This window comes from Caballeronia sp. GAWG1-5s-s (genome assembly GCF_023631445.1).
In the GTDB taxonomy this organism is placed as follows: Bacteria; Pseudomonadota; Gammaproteobacteria; order Burkholderiales; family Burkholderiaceae; genus Caballeronia.
The window spans coordinates 121,483-146,964 of record NZ_JALQDC010000045.1; the positions used below are offsets into that span (position 1 = coordinate 121,483).

Here is a 25,482-nt window from a genome sequence, read left to right on the forward strand (position 1 = left end):
CTCCGTGTGGTGTGGTTGATTAGCTGGGAAAGTCGCCGCGCGCGAAGTCGTCGTCGAGCGTGATGGAATCGGCCAGTTGTTCGACCGTGACCGGCTTGATCGGCGCGCGGATGCGGTAGTAGCCGACATCGGCGACGCCGCGCTGCTGCACCTCCGCGATCAGTTCGCCCACAGTCGTGCCGCACCAGCGGCCCTGGCACGGCCCCATGCCGCAGCGAGAGAACGCTTTCATCTGATTCGGCCCCTGGCAGCCGAGCGCGGCGATGCGGCGGATCTCGCCCGCGCTGACTTCTTCGCAGCGGCAGACGATCACGTCGTCGTCAGCGGGACGGCGCAGCGCGGCGGGCGGCGTGTAGAGCGCGTCGAGCAGCGGGCGCACCGCGAGATGGCGGCGCAGCGCGCGTTGCGCCGGGCGGCTGCGCGCGGCCTGCGTGGCGTCGTCGATGGCATCGAGCCGGCGCGCGATGTCGAGCGCCGCGAGCGTGCCCGCGTGCGCGGCCGCCTTCGCGCCGCCGATGCCCGCGCCGTCGCCGGCGATCCACACGCGGTCGATGCTGCTGCGGCCACTTGCATCGGTGCGCGGACGCCAGCAGGCGCTCGCCGCGTCCCACTCGTGCTCGCAGCCGAGCGAGCGCGCGAGTTGCGTCGACGGGATCACGCCCTGATGCAGCAGCACGAGCGATGTATCGATGGCATGTCGCGCGCCGCGTGCGTCGCGAAATTGCACGCGTTGCGCTTCGGTCTCGCCTTCGATGGACACTTCGCTCACGCCGCGATGCACGTCGATTCCCGCTTTCGCGACCGTGCGCATCATGCGCACGCCTTTGGCGAGATAGTCGGCGGCTCGGAGCGCGGGCAGGGCGTGCGGCAGCGCGCGCCTGAACGCGCCCGCGGGCGTCGTATCGAGAATGGCGCGAACGCTGCGTCCCGCCGCGATCAGTTGCGAAGCAAAGAGCCACAGCAGCGGTCCGCTGCCCGCGAGCACCGCGTCCTGCGAAGGCGCGAGTCCCGCCGATTTCAGAAGCGTCTGCGCCGCGCCGACGCCCATCACGCCCGGCAGCGTCCAGCCGCGCACCGGCCACGGGCGCTCCTGCGCGCCGGTCGCGATCAACACGGCTCGGGCCTTCAGCTCCAGCGTGCCGCCCGCTTCCGCGCCGCTCGCGCTGCGCGTAAGCATTGCGACGATGCCCTCTTCGAACGCGATCTGCCACACGACGCACCGCGCGAGATGCCGCGCGCCGCTTGCCACGAAACGCTCGACGAGCGCGCGTCCAGCGGCGTAGTCGTCGCCGAGCAGGCGTGCGTCGGCGAGCGGCGATTCGGCGACATTGCGATAAATCTGTCCGCCGGGCGCTTCGCCTTCATCGGCGACGACGACGCACAGGCCCGCCGCGCGGGCTTCGATGGCGGCGGCCATGCCGGCCGGTCCCGCGCCGACGATCAGCAGGTCGCAGGACGTCTGCGTCATGCGAGCCTCGCGCGGCCGGCCATCGAGCGCACGCGCATGCCTTCGCGCACGCGCGTCATGCACGCCTGCTGGTTCGGCACGTCGTCGATTTCGACAAGGCAGTCGAAGCACACGCCCATCATGCAGAACGGGCCGCGTGCCGCGCCGGTCACGGGTGTCGCGCGGCAAGCGGCCTGCCCGCTTTCCAGCAGCGCGGCGGCGACGGAGTAATGGCTCGGAACGTGCCGCGCTGCGCCGTCGATATGAATGCGGACAGTCGCGGCAGCGCGAGCGGTGAGAGGTTCAAACATGGTGTGCATCGGTCGAATTCGAAAAGCGCGTGGCGACGAACGGCAGAAGGACCGGCGGCTTTGCGCCGCCCGCGATCCACGGCGCGATGACGTCGGCGTGCGCGGCGGCGAGCGTGACGCCGCTGTGGCAGATGGCGAGAAACGCGCCGGGATGCGCGCGCGACTCCTCGTAGACCGGCAGGCCGTCGGGCGTCATGATCCGCAGCGCGCCCCACGCCCGCACGATGCGCGCGTGCGCGAGCACCGGAAACGCCGTGCGGGCGCGGCGCGCGATGTCGGCCATGACGGCGCGCGTCTGGCCGTCGTCGAAGCCGGCGTGCTCGGCCGAGTCGCCGAGCAGCACGGAGCCTTCGGGCGTCTGCCGCACGACGAGCGTCGGATAGTCGAGAAACGGCGCGAGGCGCTCCGTCACCATGATCTGTCCGCGCAACGGCGTGATCGGCGCGTGCATGCCGACCATCGGCGCGAGGCGCAGATTGTCGAGGCCCGCGGCGAGCACGACGCGCCCCGCGTCCAGCACGCCCGACGCCGCGACGACCTCGAACCCGCTCGCGCGCGGACGAATCTCGCGCACTTCGTTGCTCGGCAAGTAGACGCCGCCGTGGCGCTGGAACGCCTGCTGCATCGCCCGCAGCGTGTAGAGCGGACTCGCGTGGCCGTCGTTCGGCGAATAGAGGCCGCCCGCCAGCGCGCTCGATGCCGCCGGAATGCGCTGCTTGAGCGCGTGCCGGTCGAGCACGTGATAGTCGAGCGAGGCGTCCTGCGCGCGCAGCGATTCGAGCAGGCGCTGGCCGGCTTCGAGTTCTTCTGCCGTCTCGCACAACTCGATGCCGCCCGGCCGCTCGAAACCCGTCTCGACGCCCGTTTCGCGGCGCAACTGCGCGGCGAACGCGCCCCAGCGTTCGGACGATTCGCGCGACCACTGCGCGTACGGCAGGCATCGTCCGCCCTTGCCTTGCACCCAGACGAGGCCGAAGTTGCCGCGCGCCGCGCGAAACGCGGAATCCGCGCCATCGCAGACGGCCACGCGCTGGCCGCCACGCGCGAGCCCGTAGGCGATCGCCATGCCGACGAGTCCGCCGCCGATCACGACGAAATCGAAGGCGAGTCGTCCGGTGTTATGGCGTGTCGATTCCTGCATTCGCTGCTCGTTCCCGCATCAGTTATGTGCCCGATGCAAGGGTGCTGCGTGCAAAAAGGGGCGTCAAATGACGAATCTTTCGTCATCTATAATCCAATGTTATGACCGCCTCCGACCTCCGCCTGCGTCAGATCGAAGCCTTTCGCGCCGTGATGCTGCGCCACACGGTGACGCGCGCCGCGGCATCGCTGCATGTCTCGCAGCCCGCCGTGAGCCGCCTGATCGCCGATCTGGAAAGCCGCGTCGGGTTCGTGTTGTTCGAGCGTCAGCAGGGCAGGCTCGTCCCGACTGCCGAGGCGCGCGTGCTCTTCGAGGAAGTCGAGCGCGCGTTCGTCGGACTGGACCGCATCACGCAGGCGGCGCAGCAGATTCGCGCGATGCGGCGCGGGTCGCTGCGCGTGGCCGGGTCGCCCGCGGTCGCGCTCGATCTGCTGCCGGCCGTGATCGCGCGCTTCGTCGAGACGCATCCGGGCATCGACGTGACGCTGCTCGCGCACAGCGCGACCACGGTGGTCGACAAAGTGGCGTCCGGACAGTGCGATGTCGGGCTTATCGCGGAGCCGATTCCGCATCACGCGGTGCGCAGCGAGCGTCTTGCCGCTGCGGTCATGCGCTGTATCGTGCCGCGCGGACATCGGCTGGCGCGCAAGGCTGCGTTACGCCCCGCCGATCTGCGCGGCGAGCGCTTCATTTCGTTTCCGCTGAGCTTCGATGCGCGAAGCGCGATCGACCGCGTCTTCGTCGATCACGACGTGAGCCGCGATCTCGTCATCGAGGCGCAGCTTTCGCAAGCCATCGTCGCACTGGTGGCGAACGGCGCAGGCGTCGCGCTGATCGATCCGGTCACCGCCGCGTATGCGCGTCAACGCGTGGCCGTAAAGCCGTTCGAGCCCGCCGTGCCGGATCATTTCTACATTGTCACGCCCGCGTCGCAGCCGCTCTCCGTCGCATGCGATGCATTCGTCAGCGACATGCGCCAAGCATTTTCAGCACTTATTGCGGGCTGAGGCGCCAACCGTCAGACCCCCCAAGGAACGCGGGATGCTGCATGCAACCGGATTTCCAACCTTCCGGACATGCCCATGCGAATCAAACTCAAGCCTCTCGATCAACAGACGATTGTCCTCACCGGCGCGACCAGCGGGATCGGTCTTGCCACCGCCCGGCGCGCGGCGAAGGCAGGCGCGCGGCTCATGCTCGTGGCGCGCGACGAAACCGCGCTTGCCGTCCTCGCCGACGAACTCACGAGCGACGGCGCGCCCGCCGTCGCGTACACGGCCGCGGATGTCGCCGACGAAAGCCAGCTTCAGGCCGCCGCCGATGCCGCCATCGACCGCTTCGGCGGCTTCGATACGTGGATCAACAACGCGGGCGTCTCGGTCTACGGCCGCATCGCCGATGTCTCGCTCGAAGACCAGCGCAAGCTCTTCGAGACGAACTACTGGGGCGTCGTGAACGGCTCGCGCGTGGCGGTCAAACACTTGCGCGAACGCGGCGGCGCGCTCATCAATCTGGGCAGCGAACTATCCGATGTCGCGGTCCCGCTGCAAGGGCCGTACGTCGCTTCGAAGCACGCGGTGAAGGGCTTCACGAACTCGCTGCGTCTCGAACTCAAGAACGAGAAGGTGCCGGTGTCGGTGACGCTCATCAAGCCCGCGGGCATCGACACGCTGTTCGTCGAACACGCGAAGAACTATCTCGACGAAGAGCCGAAGCTGCCGCCGCCGGTCTATGCGCCGGACGTCGTCGCGAAGGCGATTCTTCACGCGGCCGTGCGTCCGGAGCGCGATATCTATGTCGGCGGCGCGTCGCGGGCGATGGCGAGCTTCGGTCAGAGCGCGCCGCGTCTCTATGATGCGATCGCGAGCCTGTTGGGCGTGAAGGCGCAATCGAAGGGCGAACCGAAGCAAAGCGGCGATGCGCTCTACGAAGGCGGCGGCGATCTGCGCGAACGCTCGGGCAAGAACGGCCGCGTGCGCGAATTCAGCCTGTACACCGGCGCGCGCCTGCAACCGGCGGGGGCGCGCGCGGCATTGACCGGCGCGGCTGCCGTGCTGCTCGTAATGATGGCGCGGCGCTATGTGCGCCAGACGCGCGACGCTTATTGACTAACCAGGAGTCGACCATGTACCGACTGAGCCGCTGTGTCGCCGCCGCAAGCCTCGCATTTGCATTCGTCGCGCAATCCGCGCTTGCGCAAGACCCCACGGGCGATGTCGCCGCGAGCGAGCGTCACGGCGGCGCGCGGCTGCAACTCGTCGCGCGATTCGAACATCAGGTCACGGGCGTGACCGTCTCGCCGACGGGCCGCACCTTCGTCAATTTCCCGCGCTGGACGGAGGACGCGCCGATCTCGGTGGCGGAACTCGGCGCGAGCGGCGACCTGCGGCCGTTCCCGGACGCCGAGTGGAACGCGTGGCGCAACGCGCGCCGCGACGAGATTTCGCCTCAGGATCACTGGGTGTGCGTGCAGTCGGTCGTGGCGGACAAGCAGGGCAATCTCTGGGTGCTGGACCCCGGCGCGCCGGCGCAGTCGCTCGTCGTGCCGGGGGCGCCGAAGCTTGCGCAGATCGATCTCGCGACGAACCAGATCGCGCATGTGTTTCACTTCGATGAGAGCATCGCGCCGCAAGGCAGCTATCTGAACGACGTGCGCCTGAGCCCGGATGGCCGCTTCGTCTACATCACCGATTCCGGGGCGCATGGCGCGATCGTCGTGATCGACCGGACGACGGGCGTCGCGCGGCGGCTTCTGGACGGCGATCCGAGCACGCAGTCGGACAAGACTGTGACCGTGACCGTCGACGGCAAGCCGCTGCGTCAGACCGATGGCCGCGGCGTGAACTTCTCGGCCGACGGCATCGCGCTCACGCCCGACGGCCGCTATCTGTACTGGCAGGCGGTGAAGGGCAAGACGCTGTATCGCATCGCCACCGACGCGCTGCAGAATCCGCAACTGAGCGCGCAGCAGATGTCGTCGCGCGTCGAGACGGTGGGCATTGACGGGCCGGCGGATGGGTTGCTTTTCGACCGGCGCGGCCGGCTGTATGTGTCGGGCGTCGAGGATCACGCGGTGCGCGTGCGCGAGGGCGACCGGCTCTGGACGCTGCTGCGCGATCCGCAGTTGCGCTGGCCCGACACGTTCACGCAAGGACCGGACGGCACGGTGTATGTGACTGACTCGCGCATTCCGGACATGAGCTGGTTCAAGCCCGATAACCCGATCGCGCTGCCGACTTCGTTATATGCGATTCGGCGGAGGTGAGTCGGTGCCGTTTATAGATCGGCGGATGGCGGCGCGCTGCATGGATCGCCGCATTCGTCGCACTCGATCTGCTTTCGCGCGTCCTGTCCGCTCGCACGCGAGTGTCCTCGGCCACGGCCGCCCCGCATTGCCGCCGTCTGCTCGTCGCGTCGCTTCAAAAGCTCGCGCACTAAATCACGAAAGCAAGGCCAGCAGCCCACAGGTCAAAGCACGACCGCCGAACGCGTGAAACACACCCCTGGTTCGACATTTGCTTGACATCCTCCGCATAGGGCCGCAAAGACCGTGTTAATCAACAAGACCGGCCGCGAACACGACAAAAACGGAGAACGACCATGGGGCTGATGCCGCTCACCCTCGAATGGCGCGACGTCTTCATACGCCTGCTGCTGGCCGCGGTGGCAGGCATCCTGATCGGCTTCGACCGGGGCGAATCCGGCAAGGTCGCGGGCCTGCGCACGACGCTGCTCGTCTGCCTCGCCGCGTGCCTCTCGATGCTCGAAGTCAACGCGCTGCTGTCCCAGTCCGGCAAGACGCCGGAGTCCTTCGTTCAGATGGACGTGATGCGCCTGCCGCTCGGCATCCTGTCGGGCGTCGGATTCATCGGCGCGGGCGCCATCATGCGCAAGGACGGACTCGTCAAAGGCGTGACGACGGCCGCGACCCTGTGGTTCGTGACGGTGGTCGGCCTGTGCTTCGGCGGCGGACAACTCGGGCTCGGCGTCGCGGGCGTCGTGCTGGGCATCGTCGTGCTGTGGTTCATGAAGGCAATCGAAGTGCGGATTCCGCGCGAAAATCAGGCACAACTGAAGATCACCTACGAGCCCGGACGCTTCTCGAAGGAAGCGCTCATCGAATCGATGCGCGCGCGCGGTTGCCGCCTCGCCGCCGTGGCTGGAGCGTCGGGACAGCCGGGGAATCGCGTCGAGGAGCGTTACGAGGTGCGCTGGTACGGCGCGCCGAATGCGCGTGAATTGCCGCCGTTCGCCGAATGGGCGATGAAGGCAGGCGCGGCGCAGACCGAATGGTCCCTCACGCGCTAAAGCAATAGCGGCGCGCGGCGTCGTTCAAAGTTCGGGCGTCTTGAGATCCGCGTCGACGATCTGCTTGCCGCGCGTCTGCGCGGCGTTCTTCGCGGCATCCTTGGAATCGAACGGGCCGAGTTCCTCGGCGCCATCGAAGGGATAGAGCAGGCGCGCATCCGTCAGCCGCACCACCTTCAGCGTGCCGACGAAGCCGCCGCTCACGTGCGGTCGATACGACGCGTACACCGCGTAGTCGTCTTCGTTGAGGCCGGGCTTGGCCGCATGGTCCTTCTTCCACGGGAACAAGACGAGCTTCGCGCGTCGCGAGACCGGTTCTTTCATGGCCGGGATCATTGAGAAAGGAGTCGACGCAGCTATTAAGCATTCGCTGTGCCGAACTCCGATGACCACGCGGCGCAGTGCGGAACCGGCCGCGCGGGGCGTCAGCTCTTCAGGTCGTCCGGCACCTTGCCGCCGTTCTCGGCGAGCTTCTTCATCACTTCCTTGTGCAGCCAGATGTTCATGGATGCGGAGTCGTCCGTGTTGCCCGTGTAGTGCAGCTCGGTTGCGAGTTCCTTGCGCGCCTGAAGGCTGCTGTCGAGGTCGAGCAGCTTCATCAGGTCGACGATCGACGTGCGCCAGTTCAGATTGGCGCCGTGCTGCTGCTGCTTCTGCGAGAGGATGGCGTCGACATCCACTTCAGGCATCGGCGTGACGGGCGGACGCGCGGGCTCGGCGCCCGACGTGGCCGGCGCCGCCGACGTCGCGGTCGGGCTGGCTTGCGCCGCTGCTGTCGCGCCGCCCGCTGCATTGTTCGCGGCAGGCGGTGTCGCGCCGCCCGATGCGGTGGCGGCCGGGTGATCGTGCGGGAAAATCTTGTTCAGAATGGTCGAAAAAATGCTCATCAGGTTCTCCTATCGAAAGAATGAAAATGCGCGCCGGCCGCGCTGCCGCGGCCGCCGCGACGGAAAGAATTTCAACTCTCCTGACCCACCGCCTTCGATACGGCTGCGGGAATTTCGTATTCCTGATCGGGCAACGCGTCGAGCGCGTTCGTGACCTCCTCGCTCGCGCCGTTGCTGCGAGCGGTGTCGAGGAGCGTCTGCTTGTCGGCGGGATAGTCGATGCCTTTCAGCGCCTTCTGCATGTCGATGAACATGCTGTTCGATCCGCCGGACTGGTTGTTCGCCATTCTCATCTCTCCTGTGAAGTGTGTTTGCAGCCGCGACTGACGCCGCGGCGCCTGACTACTGGCTCGCGCCTGCGGGCGCGTCGCTCGCGGCGGTCGCGGGGAAGCTCGCCGCGGCCGGCGCCGACGCCATGGGCGCGGAACCCATCGACGCGGATGCGGCCGCCGCCGACGTATCGCTTGCCGCGCCGCCGCCGGCTCCGCTGCTCGCGTCGCCGCCGCGCTTGCAGCCCGCCGTGAGCGACAGTGCGACGAGCAGCGCGGCGAGCGTTGCAACCCGGGTTGTGCTGTTCCTGACCATGCTTTCGTCCTCCGTGCTTCGTGCTGCGTTATGGAATCACGACGACCCGCTCACGTCCCTGAACGGGACTTCGACGAGCGTCGTCTGCACCGACGTGCCGCTTTCCCACGCATTCGCGCCTTCCGCGATGTCCGGCACCGGAATGCCGTAGCGTCTGCGCTTGCGGTCTTCAGACGAGACGCCGAGACGCGCGTCGCGTTCGGCGACCATCGCCTCGTTCACCTGACCGTCCTGCGTGAAACCCATCATCAGTTGCGGCGGGCCGTACGGAAAATCGTCGCGGTCGATCTGCCATGTATGAAACGTCTTGCCGTACGTCGACACGAGGTCCTGGAAATAGGCGCGCTCGGCGAGTTCCGGAATGCCCGGTGCAATCAGAGTGCCGGACTTCACTTCGTAGTGGTGGCTGTGCCACAGGCGTTTTTCTTCCGCCGGCAACTGCCTGAACCGCTCTTCCGAAATGATGTATTCGATGCCGATGAGACGCGCGTCCGGCCGGTTCGAATCGAAGATCACGCATTGATGCAGGTCGTGCCGAAGATGAATGCAGAAGTGATGCGCCTCGACCTGGCGGCCCATGTCGTCCGCATACATGTGAAAGCCGTTGAGCCACGTACTCATGGCCGAAAGCGGATACTTCGGCTGCATGACGCCCGATGTGAGGTCGAGCAGTCGATGCTTGGCGGAATGACCCTCGCCCACGCGCGAGATGGCATTCGCGCGGCGTCCGATCAGAACGCCTGCCGCCGCCGCGAGACCGGCGACGACGCCCGCCGCGAGCGGCATGAAGGCGTCCGATCCGCTGGATTCGCTTGCTCCGCTCAATTCGTTCGACAGTTCACGCCGGTTGCGCATCGATGCCTCCGTTCCTTCGCATGGCTCCTTCGGGTGAACGAAGCAATCACCGTTCCGGCGCAATGCGTCGCGCACGCTGCGAGCTAAGGCACCGCGATTGCTTGACGGTGGCCGTGCGGCACGGGCCGCTTCTCGCGACGCCATGACGCGCCGCGACGGCTCGCTGCAACGAGCACTTCCCGACACCGAATCATCAGGAGATCGACATGAGCACGTCATCGCAAAACGGCAAGCCGGAACAGTCCCAGAACGGCAACGACGAAGCGCAAAGCGGCAGCGACGAAACCTTCACGACCGACATCTCCGAAACCGACGACGAAGGCACGACCGTGCGCGAAGCCGAAGTCAAGGCGGACGACTTGTCCGAAGTGAAACCCTCGGGCGGCGGACAGTCGTAAGCGCCGCGCGACCGGTCAACGCAGGGATCGAGCCGCCATGCGCGTTCATCATCTGAATTGCATTTCGAGTTGTCCGCTCGGCGGCAAGCTCTTCGACGGGCGCACGCCGAGCCTCCTGCGTCGCGGCGAACTCACCTGCCATTGCCTGCTGATCGAAACGAACGACGGACTCGTGCTCGTCGATACAGGCTTCGGCCTGCGCGATGTCGCCAATCCGCAGAGCCGCCTGAGCACGTTTTTCCTGTTCATGCTTAAGCCCGATTTCCGCGAGGAAATGACGGCGGTGCGGCAGATCGAGCGGCTCGGCTTCAGGGCGAGCGATGTGCGCCACATTCTGATGAGTCATCTTGACTTCGATCACGCGGGCGGACTCGACGACTTCCCGCAGGCGACGGTTCATATGCTGCAAATCGAGCGCGACTATGCGCTCGCGCAGAAGACGTGGCTCGACCGGCAGCGGTTTCGTCCGCAGCAGTGGTCGACGCGCGGCAACTGGAAAGTGCATCGCGCGGACGGCGAGAAGTGGCGCGGCTTCGACAGCGTGCGGCCGCTGCCCGGCTTTCGCGACGACATCGCTTTCGTGCCGCTGCCCGGCCACACGTTCGGGCACGCGGGCATTGCCGTGCGCAAGGATGACCGGTGGCTGTTGCTCGCGGCCGATGCGTATTTCTTCCACACCGAGATGGACGCCGAGCGGCCGCGCTGCACGCCGGGCCTCGCGTTCTATCAGTGGATGCTGGAGAAGGACCGCGCGGCCCGCCTGCGTAATCAGGCGCGGCTGCGGGAACTGTGCCGCACGGCGGGTTCGGAGCTGACGGTGTTTTGCAGCCACGATCCGTTCGAATTCGAGCGCTTGGCCGGACGCTCGCCGGGCATTCCGGCGGAGCATCTCGTGATGGCGTGAGGCGATAACGTGAAGCGATGACGTGAAGCGGGCACGGGATTCGCTCATCGAGGGCATGACACGACGCGTTCGATCACACGCATCCGCACACGTTGCGCGATCCGCACGCTCCGCCTGGCCTGCGCTCGCGGTAGCGGGCACCTGCGCGCTTGCGGCCTGGGCGGCCGTCGAATGGAAGCGGCTCAGGCGCACGCCCGCGCTTTCCGAAGCCAGCGCGAACGCAGGCATCACCGCGCGCACGACGCAGGCCGGTCCTTACCGCATGTTTTCGCGGCACGCGTTGCGCGGAGGGCGTGGCTCGCGCGTGCCGGTCGTGCTCGTGCACGGCCTCGTCATTTCGAGCCGCTACATGGAGCCGCTCGCGCTCGCCCTGCGCGATGCCATCGACGGCCTCGACGTTCACGCGCCGGATCTTCCCGGCTTCGGCGAAAGCCCGACGCGCGAGCGCGCGCTCACGGTGCCCGAACTCGCCGATGCGCTGCGCCTGTGGCTCGCGGCGCGCGGCATCGACAAGGCCGTGTTCATCGGCAATTCGTTCGGCTGTCAGATACTCGCGGAGTTCGCGGCGCGCTTTCCCGGCTGCGTCGACAAGCTCGTGCTGCAAGGGCCGACCGTGGACCGCGCGGCGCGTTTTCTGCCCGTGCAGATGTTGCGCGACTGGCGCAACGGGCGGCTGGAACGGGCGCGGTCGGCGGCGGCGCTCGGGCGCATCGACTATGCGAAAGCCGGACTCTTGCGCGCCTTCGCGACGATGCGCGAGCTCGTGCGCGACCGCATCGAGGACAAGCTCTCGCGCGTGCAGGCGCCGACGCTCGTCGTCGTGGGTTCGCGCGATCCGGTGGTGCCGCTCGCATGGGCGCGCGAAGTCGCAGAGCGCTTGCCGCATGGCGAGCTGCTCGTCATCGAAGGCGGCACGCATACGCTCAACTATGTGTATCCGCATAGCATGGCGCTCGCCATTCGCCCGTTTCTGCTCGATGGCGTCGATGGCGTCAACAGCGACAAGGGAGCCGCGCGCGCATGACGAGACCTCCACCCGGCATCGCGCGTTTCGATTCCGCCGCCGGCATGGTGCAGGCGCTCGCGGCGTCGCTGCATGGCGAGCGGTTCACGAGTCCGAGCCAGTCGCCGCTCTTCGACAGCCTGATGCCCGCGCTGAACCAGTTGCCGCGTCGGCCGCGCGAATGGGCCTACTCGATCGGCGGCATGACCGAGGGCATCGCGCCGCGCGCGGCTCGCAAGCTGGATGTGGAAGGCATCGGCGAATGGATTGCGGGACTGTATCCGCAACGGACCTTCGATGCCGCGTTCATCGGCTCGTCGAATGGCGCGCTCATGCATCTGGCCGCCGCGATGGGCGTGCCGTGGCTGCCGCAGACGTTCATGTGTCCGGTGCGCGCGCCGTTTTCCGATCCCGACGACGCAGAGCGCGGCTTTCGCGAAGGCTTGCGGATCGTCGAGGACTTGCTCGCCGCCGATCCGCGCATCGCCGTGCATCACATGCAGGACCCGAATCAGGACCGGCTGATGTTGTCCGCGATGAGCTACTTCCGGCTGAAGATGCGCGCGTTGCCGCTGGCGTATCGCGAGTTCCTGCTGCGCAGCCTCGCGCCGAACGCGACCATTTATATCAACACCTGCACGCGCGACTGGCCGGTCACGCGCACGAGCGACCGGTCCGTGTATCAGTTCGGCGCGCTCGGCGGCGCGACCGAGGCCGAGTACTTCGAAGGCAGTCCGCGCGTGACCGAGTATCTGCGTCGCTACCGCTCGCGCTGGCCGCGATGGCAACCGCCCGCGCCGACCGAGCGCGCGCCCGAGGCCGAATGGGGCTTCGATGCCGCGCTGACCGAGAGCATCGTGGCGCTCGCCCGCGAGAAGAACTGGCGCGTGGTGGAAATGCGCTTCGACGAGCCCGAGTCGTTGAGCTTCGTCGCGGCGCGGATGATTCGCGACTGGTATCGCAGCATGAACGTGGAAGCGGCGCGGCTCGTCGTCGATTCGTTCATTCTGATGGACCCGTACACGACCTTGCGCCTTCGCGCGGTTCCGCTGTGGCTCGTGTTCTGCACGGACCCGTCCGCTGAAACGCTGCGGCGCTTTCTGGATTCCGAATCGTTCGATGAGATCGACCTGATGCTGTTCTCGCACGGCACGGAAGGCGTCGGCGTGACGCCGATTGCAAAGTGGCGCGCGTTGCTCGAACGAAGCAGGCGAGAAGGGCGCTTTCTCGGCGTCGATACGCGCCGCTATCCGCGCGACTTCGCGACGTTCGCGCGCTTCGGCCGGGCGCTCGCGGAACTCGGTCCGCAAGCCGACCCGCCGCCGCCGATGACGCTATCGCAATTCGAAGCCGGCCTGCGCGCGCACGGCCCGCGTCACGGCGTGCAGATGCGCCAGTTGTGACGAGGCACGCAGCTTGCATGGACAAGACGCGCTAATAGACATCGCAGGAGAAAGCGGCCATGAAAGGACAACCGACCGAAAACGCAGAGCGTCAGGACGATCAGAGCGATCAGAGCGATCCGCGTATCGACAACCCGAAGGCGTCGCCGACATCGAATGCCGAGAAGGACCCCGACGAGTGGGTGACCGGCGACGAGCCGATGACGGGCGCGCAGGCGTCATATCTGAAGACGCTTTCCGAAGAGGCGAAGGAGCCGTTCGACGCGTCGCTGTCGAAAGCGGATGCGTCGCGCAGGATCGACGAGCTTCAGGCGAAGACGGGCAGGGGACAGAAGTCCTGACCGCCCGCCGCGCCGCCCGGCGCGAGAGCGCGGCGGCGCGTCGTCAGAACTTGTAGCCGACCGAGAGGAAGCTCACGATCGGGTTGAGCTTGATCTTCGATTCGCTGCGCACCGTGCCGACGGCCGATTGCGTTTCCAGACGCGCGCGCGCCGACAGCCACATGTACGACAGCGAGAACGACGCCGACCAGTGGTCGGTGAAGTTGTACGTGAAGCCGGCGTTGGCCACGGGCGCGAACGAACTGCTGAGGCTCACGGTCGTGGGGCCGGTCAGCGCATTGCCGAACTGGCTCGAATAGAGAAATGCGCCGTTCGCCATCGGCGAGGTGAGCTTCGTATCCGAGAACCACACGTACGCGCCGCCCGCCGCGATATACGGACGGAAGCGGCTTTGCGCGCTGCCGAAGTAGTACTTCAGCAACAGCGTCGGGCTCCATTCTCGCGCCGAACCCAGCTTGCCGATGGCGCCGAGCGTGCCCGTGCCGTCGAGATTGAACTTCGGCGGCACGCCCATCACGGCTTCAGCGGCGATATGGTCGGTGAAGAAGTAGGTCGTCGTGACCGCGAAGGTGTCGGCATTGCTCACCGACGCGCCCGCGTCCGGCTGCGTCATCGTCTGACCCAGCGCGTTGATCTTGAACGGCTCGCTGGAATCCTGCGGCGAGAAGTGCATCCACCCCGCGTTGACGACGATATTTCCCGCCGCCTGTGCGTGAGCGCCGCCGACACATAAGGCAGCGGCCGCCGCACACGCGATTTGCTTCGTTTTCATTCTTCTTGTCCAGATAGGGTACCGGTCCTGCGCAGCGCGCCTTCGCGCTGCGCGGGCCATCATTTGCCGCAACGGCGATGCTCGCGGTTAGAGGCAGCAGTCGAGGCTCATCTTGAAGTACTCGTAGCTCATCGCGATGCTGCGCTTGACCGCATGCACTTCGTCGACGCCCGGCGCATTGCCGAGCAGCGTCGCGACGATTTCGAGCGCTTCCCACGGATGCGCGTCGTCGTAGTGCGCGTGCAGGCTGAGCCAGCGCATCGCCTTGCGGCGGATCGATACCGGAAAGCTGTTCGCGTACGTGTCCGTGCTGCACACGAGCGTGGACCATTCGCCGGTCACGCCTTCGATCGCGAAGTTGGTCGCCGCGATGCTCGCCGCGAGCGCGTCCGTGCTGCTGCTCTTCCAGCACCAGTGGCTGAGCGCGTAGGCGAGCGACGGACCGTTCGCCTTCATCAGGTCGCGCTTGCTCACGTCGTGCGCGGCAGCCCAGTCGACCCAGTAGTCCGCGTGGTTCTGTTCGACGCGGATATTGCGCGTGAGATAGCGCCGCGCGAGGTCTTCGCCGCGCGAGTGCCCGTAGCGGACCTTTTGCAGGTTCATCGCCATGTATTGCGGAAACTGCTCGACGACGGGCCAGCCGTTGACGAGGAACGCTTCCGCCTGACGCGGCTCGAGCTTGGCTTCGCGCATCGCCGCGAAAATGGGATGCGAGACGACGGCCAGCTTTGCTTCTTTGGTTTCGGCCAGCACATCGCCGAGCCAGGCCGGGTAACTTGCGATGTCTTTCAAATCGCCCACCCGCTGAAAAGTCGGATCCAACGTGTTCTCCTGATTAGATGTTGATAGGTTCGACATGCTGTGCCCAAGGCGCGGGGCGCCCAACATGGAACCCCTGAACGAAATCGACGCCCATCTCGCGCAATGCGCGCAGAATCGCTTCGCTTTCGACATACTCCGCGATCGTCAGACGGCCCATCGAATGGCCGATGTCGTTGATCGCGGCGACCATGTCGCGATTAACGGCATCTTTGAGCATGTCCTTGATGAAACCGCCGTCGATCTTGATGTAGTCGACCGGCAAGTGCTTCAGATAGCCGAACGACGACATGCCCGCGCCGAAGTCGTCGAGCGCGAACTTGCAGCCGCGCTTCTTCAACTCGCGGATGAAGCGCGCGGCCGCGGCGAGATTGGCGACGGCGGTGGTTTCGGTCACTTCGAAGCAGATCGCCGAGGGCGCGACGCCGCTGATGGCGAACTGCTCGTTAAGGAACTGGAGGAAGCGTTCGTCGCCGATCGACGCGCCCGACAGATTGATCGCGTACTGCATGCGATAGGACGGCGGCGTGTTCGCGAGCGTCGAGAAGACCGCGCGCACGACCCAGCGGTCGATGGCCGACATGAGGCCGTAGCGTTCGGCGGCCGGCATGAAAAGGCCGGGCGGCACGATATCGCCGCGTTCGCCGACCATGCGCAACAGGATTTCGACGTGCTGCTCCGGTTCTTCGTGTCGGCCGGCACGCGGGTCGGTGGCCTGAATGTCCTGCGCATACAGGCAGAAGCGGTCGTTCGCGAGCGCGTCCTTGATGCGGCCGCACCACGACATTTCGCTCGCATGGCGCGTGAGTTCCTTGTCGCCGGGCACAGCCAGATGCACGCGGTCGCGGCCGCGCTCCTTCGCGAGATAGCAGGCGATATCGCCGTAGCGCATCGCGGTTTCCACGTCGAGCCCGGTCTGCCGCAGATCCACCACGCCGATGCTCACGCTCGTCGACAGGCGATGCGTCTCCCATGACCATTCGAACGCCGCCACGTCCTTGCGCAAGCGCTCCGCGATCTGCATCGCGCGATGCTTGTCGCAATTGCAGAGCAGCGCGCCGAACTCGTCGCCGCCCAGGCGGCCGAGCACGTCTTCTTCGCGCAGGCATTGTTCGATGAAGAGCGCGACTTCGCGCAGCATCGCGTCGCCGGCGGCGTGACCGTAGGTGTCGTTCACGACCTTGAACTGGTCGAGGTCGAGCATCATCAGCATCTGCGCGCGATGCGAGTCGTCCACATCCGACTCGGGATCGAGCGCCGTGCTGAGGCGCCGTTCGAATTCGGTGCGGTTCAAGAGTCCGGTGAGGCCGTCGTGCGTCGCCTGCCACGCGAGGTTCGAGACGTACTCGCGCTCGCGCGTCATGTTCCTGAGCAGCAGCACGACGCCCGTCAACGTATCGGACGTGTCGCGCACGAGCGACGTGATCGCCTGCACGACGATATCCTTGCCCAGCGCGTTCGTGAGAATGAGGTCGCCGCCGGCTTCCTCCGGCTCCGCGCCCTTGAGCGCTTCGTCGATCACATCGACCGGGCGGCGATCCCATTCCCGCGCCACCGTGACGAGCGCGCCCAGCGGCCGGTTCACGCACGCAGCGGCTTCGCGGCAGAAGAGCTTCTCGGCGGCGGGGTTGATGAACTCGACGAGACCCGACGGCCCCACGGAAATCACCGCCTCGCCGATGGAGCCGAGCGTCGCCTTCGCGCGCGCCTCGCTTCGTCGCAGCGCGTTCTCGGTTTCGAGCCGCGCGGTGATGAAGCGTCGCGCATACCACGCCGACAGACACACGAGTAGCACGGCGACCACGACGTTCACGGTGAACAGCAGCATCGCCGTCTGGCGGAACGCCGAGCCGAGCACGTCGGCGAATGCGCGCGAGATCGGCGCAATCGAACCGTTGATGTTCCACACTTCGTTGGTGAGGCTTTCCACTTCGCCGCGAGCCGCGGGGCCGCTTCTGACGGCGTCGCGCAGCTTCCTGCCGGCATCGGTGAGCTGGTCGACGAGCAGATCGCCCGCCGTCCAGTACGCGACGGCTTCCTGGAAGTAGCTCGCGCGCCGGAAGGTGCGGAACACCCAGATCACCGCGCCGACGTCGGCGGGATAGACGCCGCTCGCGAGCAGCGCCGCGCGCGCCTCGGGCACGTTCGGGTTGGGCCGGTCGAGCGCGAGCCGCGCGCGCTTCAGGCTGAGCGGATACGCGATCGCGTCTTCGTATTGACGGAACGCCTGTTCGTCGCCGGTCTGCGCATAGCGCGCGAGATAGAAAACGGCGTCCTTCTGTCCTTTGGACCAGGTGCTTTCACCGCCGATATACGCGCGCACCGACGACATGATGGCGAGACTCGTCGCCGCCATCGCCAGAAGGGAGATGACGACCGCGAGAAACGGCCAGATCGTGTTGAATAGTTGCCGGTTTGTCGTCTTGGGGGCAACGCGCATGTTTACCTTCTTGTTGTTCGCTTGATACGTCTTGAGCGATGCGACTGCTGGCCCGAGTAACGACCACGCCGACCGGACTATCCGGTTAATTCACCCTCATCCGGAATATCGGCAGCAGGCGTCCGGCCTTGAGGGCCGAGCGGCGTTGGCAAACGTTTGGTGCGTTGAATGTTAATTATCGAATAACGTCGGGCGATTAAAGTCTGTGAGGTAAAAAGCGGTCCCTGCTGCGAGGGGAATCGGAAAGAAAGGATGATTAGCCGCGAGGATTAGCCGCGCGTGTCGATCCACTCGCGAGCCCATTGGCGCGAGTACTCGACGGCGTCGGCTTCGTTGGCGAAGTAATCCAGCGAGTAGAAGCGGTATTGCGCGTCGTGCTCGCTGGCGGAGTCGCGTTCGAGCAGGAGATCGGCGGAGAAAGTTTTGTCGCGAAGCGGATGCGCGAACGCGTGCACCGCATAACCGCGGTAATGTTGAGTCGTGTTCATTTTAGTTTTAAGGTCGTGGCTTTCCGTCGATGCGGAAAAAGCCGGAGGACAATGCGCCCTCGATAGACGCCAGAAAAAATCGTCTGGGCCGAAAGATCTGGCCGGAGATGGCCGAGAGATAAGCGGGGGACGGAGAAAGGCGAAGCGAGGAAAGCGGAAAAAACGCGGATATAACGCGGGGGCCTTGTGGCCCCCGCGCATGCTGCGTGTTACTGCGAACTACTGAATCAAGACTTACAGCGGCTTGATGTTCGAAGCTTGCATGCCCTTCGGGCCGCGCTTCGTTTCGAAGCTCACCTTTTGGCCTTCGGCCAGGGTCTTGAAGCCGTCGGCGCGAATCTCCGAGAAGTGCGCGAAGAGGTCGTCGCCGCCATTGTCGGGGGTGATGAAGCCGAAGCCCTTGGTGTCGTTAAACCACTTGACGGTACCGGTGTCCATGAAAATCCTGAAATAAAAATTGAAGATGCTCGAATAGAGCGGGGTGAAGCGGCAAGGAGGGAGTGGACAACGAATACCGGAGGAAAATCGGACTATTGATGAGCAGCAATCGACTTCTTGTACTTCAAGCGCTATTATGCCAATCCCAATCGAATCAGTCAACTATTTCTTCGACCCGATTCGATAAGAAGGCCCGGCCGCGCGCATGACGCGACCGGGCCGACCTCATGCTGCCGTTACAGCGGGTTCTTCTTGGTACCGGTCACGCCCGTGGTCCCTTCGAGGCCCGTGGTCGTGCCTTCCACGCCTGCGGTGCGTTCCACTTCCACTTCGGTGCCGCGAACCGTATCGGTGATCGTCTCCGTGCGGTTCGAGCTCTCCTTGCCGACGACCACTTCCTCGACGACGCGCGCCGTCTTCGCGACGACCGGCTGTTCAGCCGTTTCCTTGATCTCGACGAAGCCTTCCTTCAGATCCGCCGCCGTCGCGGGACGGTCCACTGCGCGGCGCTCGATGCTCGCGTGTTCTTCGTGCAGGTTCACGGACTCGCTGACCGGCGTTTCCGTCAGGCGCGAGTACACGCGCACGCCGCCCGTTTGCACTTCACGCTTGCCGACTTCGAGCGACTCCTGCACGACCGGGAAAGCCTGGCGTTCGGCTGCGATTTCATCCGCGGTGTAGGCGGGCGCGTTGCGGTCATAGCCCGTGTAGCCCGTATTGCGCCATTGAGCCACGCGCGAGTCGATGTCGATTGCGCCGGCCGCATACAGCGCGTCGCGCACGCGTTCGGTCTCCATTCCGTCCGGCACGTCCACCGACAGCAACGCGCTGCCGCGGCGCACCGCTTCCTGATAGTGACCGATCTCTTCCGGCCGGTCGTTGTCGCCGAAGAGGTTCTTGAAGAAGTGTTCGATGCGGCCCATCGCGCCTTCGTGCGCGTCGCCGACGGGACGGTCCGTCGCGACATCGCTCGTGGCGGCGCCGGTCGTCATCGACGAGCCGGCATCATTCGAATGCACGCTCATGTCCGCGCGCGCGATGCCTTCTGCTTCGAGGCGGGTCTGAGCGAGCTCGGCGTCCTGAAGCGTATTGAATACACCAATGATAGTCTGAGTCATAGCAGCATCTCCGAGAAAAAGGCGTACGCAAGCCGGGGTTGAAGCGCGTGCGATGAAGATCGCAACGGCCGTTCCCGCGCAACTCCCGAGCGTTCCTCAGCCTGCCTGCGGATCGCGCTTCCATTCGCCGTCCGGCCCCTCGCGCCGCTCTACGACGAGTTCCTCAGAATTCACAAGAACCTGGTGCACGACGTCCTGTTGCGTCTCGGTCGTCTTCACGTACACCTCTTCTTTCAAGGTGAGTTGCATCCTGACCACCGGCACATATTCGTATACCGGTATGACGAGCGTATCGCCTTCGCGACGCGGTTCACTGCGCTCCTCGACAGGCCGATTCACTGCCACGCGCCTCACTTCCACTTGCTGCGTGGAAAGGCGCATCGAGACGGGTTGCATCTCCTCATGCACGACCTTGCGCACGCGCACGGAGCCGGTCTCGGTCGTGCGCACGCCGACCGCGAGTTCTTCCTGTACCGCGGACAGGCGCACTTCTTCCGACGGCGGCGTGACGTTGGCCGGGGTATCGTCTGAGTTCATCGGCTTCTCCATCGCAGATTCGCGGAACGCTGATTCGTCCGCTCGAAGACGGCCGCCTCGCGCGGGTTGCGCAATGGCCATCCGAGCAACGGACCGCGCAAGCACTGTGCCGCTCGCGAGCGAGCGCAAGCCGATGCGCAGTCAGTCAATGTATCGGCGCGACCGTCCCGAGCTTCTCTGCAAGCATCCTTTCGTAGACGCCGAAGTGCAGGTCCACTTCCTCCTGCGTGACCGTCTGCACGAAGAGATTGATCTGCTCCGGCATGAGTCCGAACACGGCGGCGATAGCAGCTTCCAGTTGGGGCGCGCAGACGCGGTCTTCGGCGATCGTCGTTCCGACGGTGATGTCGTACACCTTCTCGTGCCGAAAGACGATCTCGACGATCCGCGCCCGGGCGCTCATGTTGTGATCCACCGCGAGGCGCGCCACCTCGGCGAGCTGATTCATGATCTCGGTGGGAAAGCCCCGGGTTGAACGCAGTTTGATGCGATGCCGTCCGAGCGTTCTCCAGTCGGTATCGAATTCCACGACATTCTCCTTGTGACCTGGTGCGCGGATGGTATGGGCGACGCCTCCATTTTCAAGCGCGCGAAGCGCACGCCCCGCCCCTTGAAAATCTCGCGGCGTTTCATATATTGACCTCGTAAAGGCAGCCGCTCGCCATGAGCGCTGCGTGTTTCAACCTTAATTGTCCGCGGCATGGGGCAGCTAAAGCTGAAGCGCATGGAGCTTCCCTCTTGCCGCCGGAGGAGAGCGAAAATGAACGAAGCATTCACTGCGGCCGATCTCTTCAGCGAACTGGAGAGAGTGCAGCGGCAACTGTCCAGCGTGTTCGACGGCTTTCCGAGAAGCCTGCGATCGAGCCGTCCCGGCGTGTTCCCGCCCGTCAACATCGGTTCGACCGATGACACCATCGAGATCGTCGCGTTCGCGCCGGGCCTCGACACCACGAAGCTCGACGTGTCCATCGACAAGGGCTTGCTCAACATCGCCGGCGAACGCACGACGCGCGAGCGCGACCTGCCCGAAGGCGCGCGCGAGTACGCGCAGGAGCGCTTCAACGGCACCTTCCGTCGCGTGATCGAACTGCCGCAGCAGGCCGATCCGGACAAGGTGCAGGCGCGTTATGTCGATGGTTGTTTGCTGATCTCGGTCGGCAAGCGCGAGGCATCGAAGCCGCGCGCTATCAGTGTCCAATGAGCTGTGAAATAACCCATGCAATGAGCGAAAGAAGAGGTGACATCATGAGCGACAACACTCAGATCGCGGAACGCGAAAAAGGCGCTGTGGCTCGTCAGGAGTCCAGCCAGGAACGGCGCCGCACGACGCTTGCGCCGAATGTCGATATCGTCGAGGACGTGCACGCCGTCACGTTGTGGGCGGACCTGCCGGGCGTATCGAAGGACCGGCTCGATGTGAAGGTGCACGACGGCAGTCTCATCATCGAAGGCGAGTCGGTCGTGCCGGTGCCGTCGAATCTGCGCCTCGCGCATGCGGAAGTGCGCGCGCCGTACTTCTCGCGCACGTTCACCGTGAGCGACGACTTCGATACGTCGAAGATCGAAGCGACGCTCAAGGACGGCGTGCTGAAGCTGACGCTGCCGCGCCGCGAGGAAGCCAAGCCGCGACGCATCGAAGTAACGGCCGCGTGAGGTCGTGACGTAGTGACGGGGCCGGCGCGACGCTGGCCCCGCTCGGCTTATTGCTGGCCGCTCGGGCGGCCTTCGTCGCGCAATGCTTCTTCGAGTTGTTCGAGCGTGTACGGCTTGCGCAGCGCCTGCCACTCGAAGCCCTGCGCTTCGTCATCGAGCACGCTGTCACCGGACGCGAAGATCACGCGCATGCCGGGACAACGCTCGACGGCGCGCCGCGCGAGTTCGGTGCCCGCCATGTCGGGCAGATTGACGTCGGTCAGCAGCACGTCGAAAGTGTCGTGCGCCAGCGCTTCGAGCGCTCCGCTTGCATTGGCCGTGCTCACCGCGCGATGGCCGAGCATCACGAGCAGCTCGCTCACCGCTTCGCGCGCGAAGCGGTCGTCTTCCACCACCAGCACGCGTTTCGCAACAGCGGGCGCGGGCGAAGGCTCCGGTTTGGCTTCGCTTGTTTGAGGTGTTTGATTCGGAGTGCCGAGCATCTGCCGGATCTTGGCGGCCAGATCTTCGCGGCTGTAGGGCTTGCTCAACAGTTCCACGCCCGGATCGAGGCGTCCGCCGTGAACGATCGCATTGTGCGTGTAGCCCGACGTGAAGAGCACGCGCAGATCCGGCTGCATCTTCACCGCGCGGCGCGCCATCTCGGGGCTCTTGAGCGAGCCGGGCATCACGACATCGGTAAAGACCAGATGGATGTGCACGCCGCTGCTCAACACGACGAGCGCCTGGTCGGCATTGTCGGCCTTGAGCACGTGATAGCCGAGGTCCGTCAGCATTTCGATGACGGTGGACTGCACCTTTTGGTCGTCCTCCACGACGAGTATCGTTTCCGTGCCGCCCGTCACCGGCGCGTTCCGCCACGTGGTGGGTTCGAGCGCCTCCACCAGCGATCGCGGCAAGTAGACGCGCACCGTGGTGCCGTGCCCGACTTCGCTGTAGATGCGGATATGCCCGCCGCTCTGCTTGATGAAGCCATACGCCATGCTGAGGCCGAGCCCGGTGCCTTCGCCTTCCGGCTTCGTGCTGAAGAAAGGATCGAATGCGCGCTCCAGCACTTCGGGCGGCATGCCGACGCCCGTATCGGTCACGCCGAGCATCACGTACTGTCCCGCCGGCACGTCGGAAAGCGTGCGCACGTAGCGGTCGTCGAGCATCGCGTTCGCGAGTTCGAGCGTGAGCTTGCCGCCGTCGGGCATCGCGTCGCGCGCGTTGATGGCGAGGTTCAGCAGCACGTTCTCCAGTTGATGCAAGTCGACGTACGCATTCCATAGCCCGCCGGAGACCACCGTCTCGACCTGAATGGTTTCGCCGAGCGCGCGGCGCAGCAAGTCGTCCATGCCGCGCACCATCGAGGCGAGATTCACGGACACGGGCCGCAGCGCCTGTCTGCGGCCGAACGCGAGCAATTGCGACGCGAGCTTCGCGCCGCGTTCGACGGCATCGATCGCATTGCTCAGGCGGTCCATGCTCCAGTTGTCGCCCAGGCAACGGCTGCGCAGCAGTTCGAGATTGCCGCGCAGCACTTGCAGCACGTTGTTGAAGTCGTGCGCGACGCCGCCCGTCAGCTTGCCGATGGCTTCCATCTTTTGCGCCTGCAACAGCGCGGCGCGCGTCTCTTCGAGAAGCTGATCCGCTTCGCGCTTCTCGGTGACGTCGCGCGTGATCTTCGCGAAGCCGATCAGCGTGCCGGTTTCGTCGCGAATGGCGTCCACGATCACATGCGCCCAGAAGCGCGTGCCGTCGCGGCGCAGGCGCCAGCCTTCGGATTCAAACCGTCCCTCGCGGGCGGCAATGCGCAGCGCGCGCTGCGGCAAGCCGGCCGCCGCATCTTCCGGCGAATAGAAGCGCGAAAAGTGCGAGCCGATGATTTCCTCGGCGGTATAGCCCTTGATGCGCCGCGCGCCGCTGTTCCAGTTGGTCACGAGCCCTTCGGGCGAGAGCATGAAGATGGAGTAGTCCGTCACGCCCTCGACGAGCAGACGAAAGCGCCGCTCGCTTTCAATCACCGCGTCGTGCGCCTTTCGCTTGTCGCTTTCGTCGCGGACAATCTTCACGAAGCCGATGAGCGACCCGTCCGCCTCGACGAGCGCCGTGGTGAGCACGCTCGCCCAGAACACGGAGCCGTCCTTGCGCCTGCGCCATCCTTCCGTTTCGAAGCTGCGGTGCGCGCGTGCTTCGCGCAATTCACTTTCGAGCGTCGCGCTCTCGCGGCCGTCGTCCGGGAAGAACACCGAGTAGTGCTGGCCGATGATTTCTTCGGGCGCATAGCCGTAAATGGCCGTGCCGCCCGGATTCCAGGTCGACACGAAGCCTTCCGGCGTCAGGCAGAACGCCGCCAGATTGGTGGTGGAATCGATCCAGACGCGTGCCCAGTCGGGGCGCATGCCGGCTGGCGTGTTCTCGCTATTGCGCATGACATTCGTCATCGGTTCTTTTGGCTCGCTGACCCCGCTGACCTGAAAGCGGCAATGAGCATGGTTTTGATGGGCGTCTCCGAACGGACCATTCTAGCGACTTGCTCGCCCGGCGTCGAACGACGCCCGGCCGGCTGCGGAAAAGCGCGAGAAACGGGCGGAAGATGCGGGAGAAGACGGACAACGGCGGTTGCGCACGTGCTTGCGCCGGACAAGAGCGCGTCGCCGCGTCAGGCGCGTGAGCGACTGCGCGCTGCCCTGGACGAATCCGGGCGCGCGCATGGGCGAGCGCCCATTGGCGGGTTCAGGCTTGCCGCAAGCTAGTCGAGGTCGCTGTAATAGACGTACGAGGGCTGGCGCAGTTTGCCTTCCTTGCCGACCGAATCGGGCGAGTCCGGCAGACGCGGCAGCTTGTCCCAGAGAAGCGCGCGCCCCAACATCTGGTTCCGGTCCATGTCCGGATGGTCCTCTTTCAGCCGGTTGAGGAACTGCTCGAACTCGGATACATACAGGCCGGTCGATACGCCGCCTTGCTCACGATGACGTTTGAACAAGCCCACTTTCTTTCTCCTTCACCAAAGTCGATGGTTTCAACAGCCGCGCTCGTTGGCGTTCATGCATCCGCAATGCGCTCGAAGCTGAACACATGCGATGTTTTCGATCCGTTCATCTCCTGCTCGTAAAGCGTCTCGCTGAACACCACGCGATAGCCGCGCTTGGGCAGAATCGGCGGCACGTTGCCGGTCGGACGGCTGTCGATGCCGCCGAGGCCGCGCGCCGGCGCGCGCACGTTATTGGACAGCGTCGCGTTCGACGAGATCACGTTGTCGTGCCAACCGGACATATCGCGGCTTGCTTCGATCGACTTCGCGTCGGCGTCCACGGTGTCGTCGGTGGACTCCATGCCTTCGTCGTCGACCGCGCGGATGCGGCTCGCCGCTTCGCGCACGGGATCGGACGAGCCGTTGCTGGCCGCGCGATTGTCTATCGACGGCAGCGCGCCGTTCGCGTCGGCCGGGCCCGGTTCGGCCGAGCCCGCGTGTTTCGTGCTGCCGAACTCCTTCGCCTGCGTCGCGGCGTCGGGCGAAGCCGTGCCGGTCGCGGGCGTCTTGGCGGGGCTCTTGGCCGCCATTTCCTTTTGCTGTTGCTGTGACGGATTCCCTTCTGCGTTCTGCATTGCGTCCTCGTCTGATTCAATTGCTGTATGGCGTTGCGATGCA

Annotated in this window: 30 protein-coding genes; 11 read left to right on the forward strand and 19 right to left on the reverse strand. The window is 65.5% G+C overall.

Going from position 1 to position 25,482, the window contains the following annotated elements:
* Window positions 1–19 precede the first annotated feature (19 nt).
* The 3 genes from NCR34_RS27285 to NCR34_RS27295 are packed head-to-tail and all read right to left on the reverse strand — an operon-like array spanning window position 20 to window position 2,899.
* Window positions 20–1,468, reverse strand: coding sequence for an FAD/NAD(P)-dependent oxidoreductase (locus NCR34_RS27285; RefSeq protein WP_250501363.1), 1,449 nt, complete (start codon window positions 1,466–1,468; stop codon window positions 20–22).
* Window positions 1,465–1,758: a (2Fe-2S)-binding protein gene (locus tag NCR34_RS27290; RefSeq protein ID WP_250501364.1), complete on the reverse strand. Its 294-nt coding sequence runs from the start codon at window positions 1,756–1,758 to the stop codon at window positions 1,465–1,467. Before NCR34_RS27290 ends, NCR34_RS27285 begins: the two co-directional genes overlap by 4 nt.
* Window positions 1,751–2,899 carry an NAD(P)/FAD-dependent oxidoreductase gene (locus NCR34_RS27295; RefSeq protein ID WP_250501365.1) on the reverse strand — a complete coding sequence of 383 codons (1,149 nt, stop codon included), beginning with the start codon at window positions 2,897–2,899 and terminating at the stop codon, window positions 1,751–1,753. Before NCR34_RS27295 ends, NCR34_RS27290 begins: the two co-directional genes overlap by 8 nt.
* Before the next feature lie 101 nt (window positions 2,900–3,000).
* Between NCR34_RS27295 and NCR34_RS27300 the strand changes: the two genes are divergently transcribed.
* From NCR34_RS27300 to NCR34_RS27315, 4 genes are all read left to right on the forward strand, one after another.
* A complete protein-coding gene (locus tag NCR34_RS27300) occupies window positions 3,001–3,906 on the forward strand; it encodes a LysR substrate-binding domain-containing protein (RefSeq protein ID WP_250501366.1) in 906 nt (301 codons plus the stop codon).
* Between the two features lie 75 nt (window positions 3,907–3,981).
* A complete protein-coding gene (locus NCR34_RS27305; protein ID WP_250501367.1) occupies window positions 3,982–5,007 on the forward strand; it encodes an SDR family oxidoreductase in 1,026 nt (341 codons plus the stop codon).
* Window positions 5,008–5,024: 17 nt separating this feature from the next.
* Entirely contained in the window at window positions 5,025–6,164 is a 1,140-nt protein-coding gene (locus NCR34_RS27310; RefSeq protein WP_250501368.1) for an L-dopachrome tautomerase-related protein, read from the forward strand.
* Window positions 6,165–6,499: 335 nt separating this feature from the next.
* On the forward strand, window positions 6,500–7,207 hold the full coding sequence (locus NCR34_RS27315; RefSeq protein ID WP_248323611.1) for an MgtC/SapB family protein: 708 nt from the start codon (window positions 6,500–6,502) through the stop codon (window positions 7,205–7,207).
* Window positions 7,208–7,231: 24 nt separating this feature from the next.
* Here NCR34_RS27315 and NCR34_RS27320 read toward each other — a convergent pair whose 3' ends face one another.
* The 5 genes from NCR34_RS27320 to NCR34_RS27340 form a co-directional block, all read right to left on the reverse strand.
* Window positions 7,232–7,531, reverse strand: a complete 300-nt coding sequence (locus NCR34_RS27320) for a DUF6723 family protein (protein ID WP_241270027.1) — start codon at window positions 7,529–7,531, stop codon at window positions 7,232–7,234.
* A gap of 101 nt (window positions 7,532–7,632) precedes the next feature.
* Window positions 7,633–8,094, reverse strand: a complete 462-nt coding sequence (locus NCR34_RS27325) for a DUF3597 domain-containing protein (RefSeq protein ID WP_250501369.1) — start codon at window positions 8,092–8,094, stop codon at window positions 7,633–7,635.
* Window positions 8,095–8,165: 71 nt separating this feature from the next.
* On the reverse strand, window positions 8,166–8,387 hold the full coding sequence (locus tag NCR34_RS27330; protein ID WP_250501370.1) for a DUF2795 domain-containing protein: 222 nt from the start codon (window positions 8,385–8,387) through the stop codon (window positions 8,166–8,168).
* Between the two features lie 49 nt (window positions 8,388–8,436).
* Entirely contained in the window at window positions 8,437–8,679 is a 243-nt protein-coding gene (locus NCR34_RS27335) for a hypothetical protein (RefSeq protein ID WP_175943667.1), read from the reverse strand.
* 36 nt (window positions 8,680–8,715) lie between these two features.
* A complete protein-coding gene (locus tag NCR34_RS27340) occupies window positions 8,716–9,534 on the reverse strand; it encodes an OBAP family protein (protein ID WP_250501371.1) in 819 nt (272 codons plus the stop codon).
* 206 nt (window positions 9,535–9,740) lie between these two features.
* Between NCR34_RS27340 and NCR34_RS27345 the strand changes: the two genes are divergently transcribed.
* Genes NCR34_RS27345 through NCR34_RS27365 form a run of 5 tightly spaced genes read left to right on the forward strand, consistent with a single transcriptional unit; the run spans window position 9,741 to window position 13,583 of the window.
* Window positions 9,741–9,932 carry a hypothetical protein gene (locus tag NCR34_RS27345; RefSeq protein WP_250501372.1) on the forward strand — a complete coding sequence of 64 codons (192 nt, stop codon included), beginning with the start codon at window positions 9,741–9,743 and terminating at the stop codon, window positions 9,930–9,932.
* A gap of 37 nt (window positions 9,933–9,969) precedes the next feature.
* A complete protein-coding gene (locus tag NCR34_RS27350) occupies window positions 9,970–10,836 on the forward strand; it encodes an MBL fold metallo-hydrolase (RefSeq protein WP_206469731.1) in 867 nt (288 codons plus the stop codon).
* Between the two features lie 55 nt (window positions 10,837–10,891).
* Window positions 10,892–11,860, forward strand: a complete 969-nt coding sequence (locus NCR34_RS27355; protein ID WP_250501373.1) for an alpha/beta fold hydrolase — start codon at window positions 10,892–10,894, stop codon at window positions 11,858–11,860.
* Window positions 11,857–13,242, forward strand: coding sequence for a hypothetical protein (locus NCR34_RS27360; protein WP_250501374.1), 1,386 nt, complete (start codon window positions 11,857–11,859; stop codon window positions 13,240–13,242). Before NCR34_RS27355 ends, NCR34_RS27360 begins: the two co-directional genes overlap by 4 nt.
* 59 nt (window positions 13,243–13,301) lie before the next feature.
* Window positions 13,302–13,583: a DUF3072 domain-containing protein gene (locus NCR34_RS27365; protein ID WP_248323603.1), complete on the forward strand. Its 282-nt coding sequence runs from the start codon at window positions 13,302–13,304 to the stop codon at window positions 13,581–13,583.
* Window positions 13,584–13,626: 43 nt separating this feature from the next.
* On the opposite strand, the gene NCR34_RS27370 is transcribed toward NCR34_RS27365, so the two are convergent.
* The 8 genes from NCR34_RS27370 to NCR34_RS27405 form a co-directional block, all read right to left on the reverse strand.
* The gene (locus tag NCR34_RS27370) at window positions 13,627–14,355 is read right to left on the reverse strand and encodes an OmpW/AlkL family protein (protein WP_248323602.1); all 729 of its coding nucleotides are present in this window, start codon (window positions 14,353–14,355) and stop codon (window positions 13,627–13,629) included.
* A gap of 87 nt (window positions 14,356–14,442) precedes the next feature.
* A complete protein-coding gene (locus NCR34_RS27375; RefSeq protein ID WP_502800131.1) occupies window positions 14,443–15,213 on the reverse strand; it encodes an iron-containing redox enzyme family protein in 771 nt (256 codons plus the stop codon).
* Entirely contained in the window at window positions 15,191–17,614 is a 2,424-nt protein-coding gene (locus NCR34_RS27380) for an EAL domain-containing protein (protein ID WP_248323601.1), read from the reverse strand. Before NCR34_RS27380 ends, NCR34_RS27375 begins: the two co-directional genes overlap by 23 nt.
* A gap of 269 nt (window positions 17,615–17,883) precedes the next feature.
* Window positions 17,884–18,102 carry a hypothetical protein gene (locus tag NCR34_RS27385; RefSeq protein ID WP_250501375.1) on the reverse strand — a complete coding sequence of 73 codons (219 nt, stop codon included), beginning with the start codon at window positions 18,100–18,102 and terminating at the stop codon, window positions 17,884–17,886.
* 234 nt (window positions 18,103–18,336) lie between these two features.
* Window positions 18,337–18,540 carry a cold-shock protein gene (locus NCR34_RS27390; protein WP_159834819.1) on the reverse strand — a complete coding sequence of 68 codons (204 nt, stop codon included), beginning with the start codon at window positions 18,538–18,540 and terminating at the stop codon, window positions 18,337–18,339.
* Between the two features lie 236 nt (window positions 18,541–18,776).
* On the reverse strand, window positions 18,777–19,658 hold the full coding sequence (locus NCR34_RS27395) for a YsnF/AvaK domain-containing protein (RefSeq protein ID WP_248323599.1): 882 nt from the start codon (window positions 19,656–19,658) through the stop codon (window positions 18,777–18,779).
* A 96-nt stretch (window positions 19,659–19,754) separates the two neighbouring features.
* On the reverse strand, window positions 19,755–20,195 hold the full coding sequence (locus tag NCR34_RS27400; RefSeq protein WP_248323598.1) for a YsnF/AvaK domain-containing protein: 441 nt from the start codon (window positions 20,193–20,195) through the stop codon (window positions 19,755–19,757).
* A gap of 145 nt (window positions 20,196–20,340) precedes the next feature.
* A complete protein-coding gene (locus tag NCR34_RS27405; RefSeq protein WP_175943644.1) occupies window positions 20,341–20,724 on the reverse strand; it encodes a hypothetical protein in 384 nt (127 codons plus the stop codon).
* A gap of 231 nt (window positions 20,725–20,955) precedes the next feature.
* Between NCR34_RS27405 and NCR34_RS27410 the strand changes: the two genes are divergently transcribed.
* Both NCR34_RS27410 and NCR34_RS27415 read left to right on the forward strand, forming a co-directional pair.
* Complete coding sequence (locus NCR34_RS27410) at window positions 20,956–21,396, forward strand: Hsp20/alpha crystallin family protein (RefSeq protein WP_248323597.1); 441 nt, start codon at window positions 20,956–20,958, stop codon at window positions 21,394–21,396.
* Between the two features lie 44 nt (window positions 21,397–21,440).
* Window positions 21,441–21,848 (forward strand): Hsp20/alpha crystallin family protein, encoded by a 408-nt coding sequence (locus NCR34_RS27415; RefSeq protein ID WP_248323596.1) that lies wholly within the window; start codon window positions 21,441–21,443, stop codon window positions 21,846–21,848.
* 47 nt (window positions 21,849–21,895) lie between these two features.
* On the opposite strand, the gene NCR34_RS27420 is transcribed toward NCR34_RS27415, so the two are convergent.
* From NCR34_RS27420 to NCR34_RS27430, 3 genes are all read right to left on the reverse strand, one after another.
* Window positions 21,896–24,274, reverse strand: coding sequence for a hybrid sensor histidine kinase/response regulator (locus tag NCR34_RS27420; RefSeq protein ID WP_250501376.1), 2,379 nt, complete (start codon window positions 24,272–24,274; stop codon window positions 21,896–21,898).
* 308 nt (window positions 24,275–24,582) lie between these two features.
* Window positions 24,583–24,822, reverse strand: a complete 240-nt coding sequence (locus NCR34_RS27425) for a DUF3460 family protein (protein ID WP_244851245.1) — start codon at window positions 24,820–24,822, stop codon at window positions 24,583–24,585.
* 53 nt (window positions 24,823–24,875) lie between these two features.
* Window positions 24,876–25,439 (reverse strand): DUF3005 domain-containing protein, encoded by a 564-nt coding sequence (locus NCR34_RS27430; RefSeq protein WP_248323594.1) that lies wholly within the window; start codon window positions 25,437–25,439, stop codon window positions 24,876–24,878.
* Window positions 25,440–25,482: the final 43 nt, after the last annotated feature.

Excerpts from the sequence above, each read along its gene's own strand:
- NCR34_RS27285 (WP_250501363.1), bottom strand. The coding sequence starts at position 1,468 with ATGACGCAGACGTCCTGCGACCTGCTGATCGTCGGCGCGGGACCGGCC.
- NCR34_RS27290 (WP_250501364.1), bottom strand. The coding sequence starts at position 1,758 with ATGTTTGAACCTCTCACCGCTCGCGCTGCCGCGACTGTCCGCATTCAT.
- NCR34_RS27295 (WP_250501365.1), bottom strand. The coding sequence starts at position 2,899 with ATGCAGGAATCGACACGCCATAACACCGGACGACTCGCCTTCGATTTC.
- NCR34_RS27300 (WP_250501366.1), top strand. The coding sequence starts at position 3,001 with ATGACCGCCTCCGACCTCCGCCTGCGTCAGATCGAAGCCTTTCGCGCC.
- NCR34_RS27305 (WP_250501367.1), top strand. The coding sequence starts at position 3,982 with ATGCGAATCAAACTCAAGCCTCTCGATCAACAGACGATTGTCCTCACC.
- NCR34_RS27310 (WP_250501368.1), top strand. The coding sequence starts at position 5,025 with ATGTACCGACTGAGCCGCTGTGTCGCCGCCGCAAGCCTCGCATTTGCA.
- NCR34_RS27315 (WP_248323611.1), top strand. The coding sequence starts at position 6,500 with ATGGGGCTGATGCCGCTCACCCTCGAATGGCGCGACGTCTTCATACGC.
- NCR34_RS27320 (WP_241270027.1), bottom strand. The coding sequence starts at position 7,531 with ATGAAAGAACCGGTCTCGCGACGCGCGAAGCTCGTCTTGTTCCCGTGG.
- NCR34_RS27325 (WP_250501369.1), bottom strand. The coding sequence starts at position 8,094 with ATGAGCATTTTTTCGACCATTCTGAACAAGATTTTCCCGCACGATCAC.
- NCR34_RS27330 (WP_250501370.1), bottom strand. The coding sequence starts at position 8,387 with ATGAGAATGGCGAACAACCAGTCCGGCGGATCGAACAGCATGTTCATC.
- NCR34_RS27335 (WP_175943667.1), bottom strand. The coding sequence starts at position 8,679 with ATGGTCAGGAACAGCACAACCCGGGTTGCAACGCTCGCCGCGCTGCTC.
- NCR34_RS27340 (WP_250501371.1), bottom strand. The coding sequence starts at position 9,534 with ATGCGCAACCGGCGTGAACTGTCGAACGAATTGAGCGGAGCAAGCGAA.
- NCR34_RS27345 (WP_250501372.1), top strand. The coding sequence starts at position 9,741 with ATGAGCACGTCATCGCAAAACGGCAAGCCGGAACAGTCCCAGAACGGC.
- NCR34_RS27350 (WP_206469731.1), top strand. The coding sequence starts at position 9,970 with ATGCGCGTTCATCATCTGAATTGCATTTCGAGTTGTCCGCTCGGCGGC.
- NCR34_RS27355 (WP_250501373.1), top strand. The coding sequence starts at position 10,892 with ATGACACGACGCGTTCGATCACACGCATCCGCACACGTTGCGCGATCC.
- NCR34_RS27360 (WP_250501374.1), top strand. The coding sequence starts at position 11,857 with ATGACGAGACCTCCACCCGGCATCGCGCGTTTCGATTCCGCCGCCGGC.
- NCR34_RS27365 (WP_248323603.1), top strand. The coding sequence starts at position 13,302 with ATGAAAGGACAACCGACCGAAAACGCAGAGCGTCAGGACGATCAGAGC.
- NCR34_RS27370 (WP_248323602.1), bottom strand. The coding sequence starts at position 14,355 with ATGAAAACGAAGCAAATCGCGTGTGCGGCGGCCGCTGCCTTATGTGTC.
- NCR34_RS27375 (WP_502800131.1), bottom strand. The coding sequence starts at position 15,213 with ATGTCGAACCTATCAACATCTAATCAGGAGAACACGTTGGATCCGACT.
- NCR34_RS27380 (WP_248323601.1), bottom strand. The coding sequence starts at position 17,614 with ATGCGCGTTGCCCCCAAGACGACAAACCGGCAACTATTCAACACGATC.
- NCR34_RS27385 (WP_250501375.1), bottom strand. The coding sequence starts at position 18,102 with ATGAACACGACTCAACATTACCGCGGTTATGCGGTGCACGCGTTCGCG.
- NCR34_RS27390 (WP_159834819.1), bottom strand. The coding sequence starts at position 18,540 with ATGGACACCGGTACCGTCAAGTGGTTTAACGACACCAAGGGCTTCGGC.
- NCR34_RS27395 (WP_248323599.1), bottom strand. The coding sequence starts at position 19,658 with ATGACTCAGACTATCATTGGTGTATTCAATACGCTTCAGGACGCCGAG.
- NCR34_RS27400 (WP_248323598.1), bottom strand. The coding sequence starts at position 20,195 with ATGAACTCAGACGATACCCCGGCCAACGTCACGCCGCCGTCGGAAGAA.
- NCR34_RS27410 (WP_248323597.1), top strand. The coding sequence starts at position 20,956 with ATGAACGAAGCATTCACTGCGGCCGATCTCTTCAGCGAACTGGAGAGA.
- NCR34_RS27415 (WP_248323596.1), top strand. The coding sequence starts at position 21,441 with ATGAGCGACAACACTCAGATCGCGGAACGCGAAAAAGGCGCTGTGGCT.
- NCR34_RS27420 (WP_250501376.1), bottom strand. The coding sequence starts at position 24,274 with ATGACGAATGTCATGCGCAATAGCGAGAACACGCCAGCCGGCATGCGC.
- NCR34_RS27430 (WP_248323594.1), bottom strand. The coding sequence starts at position 25,439 with ATGCAGAACGCAGAAGGGAATCCGTCACAGCAACAGCAAAAGGAAATG.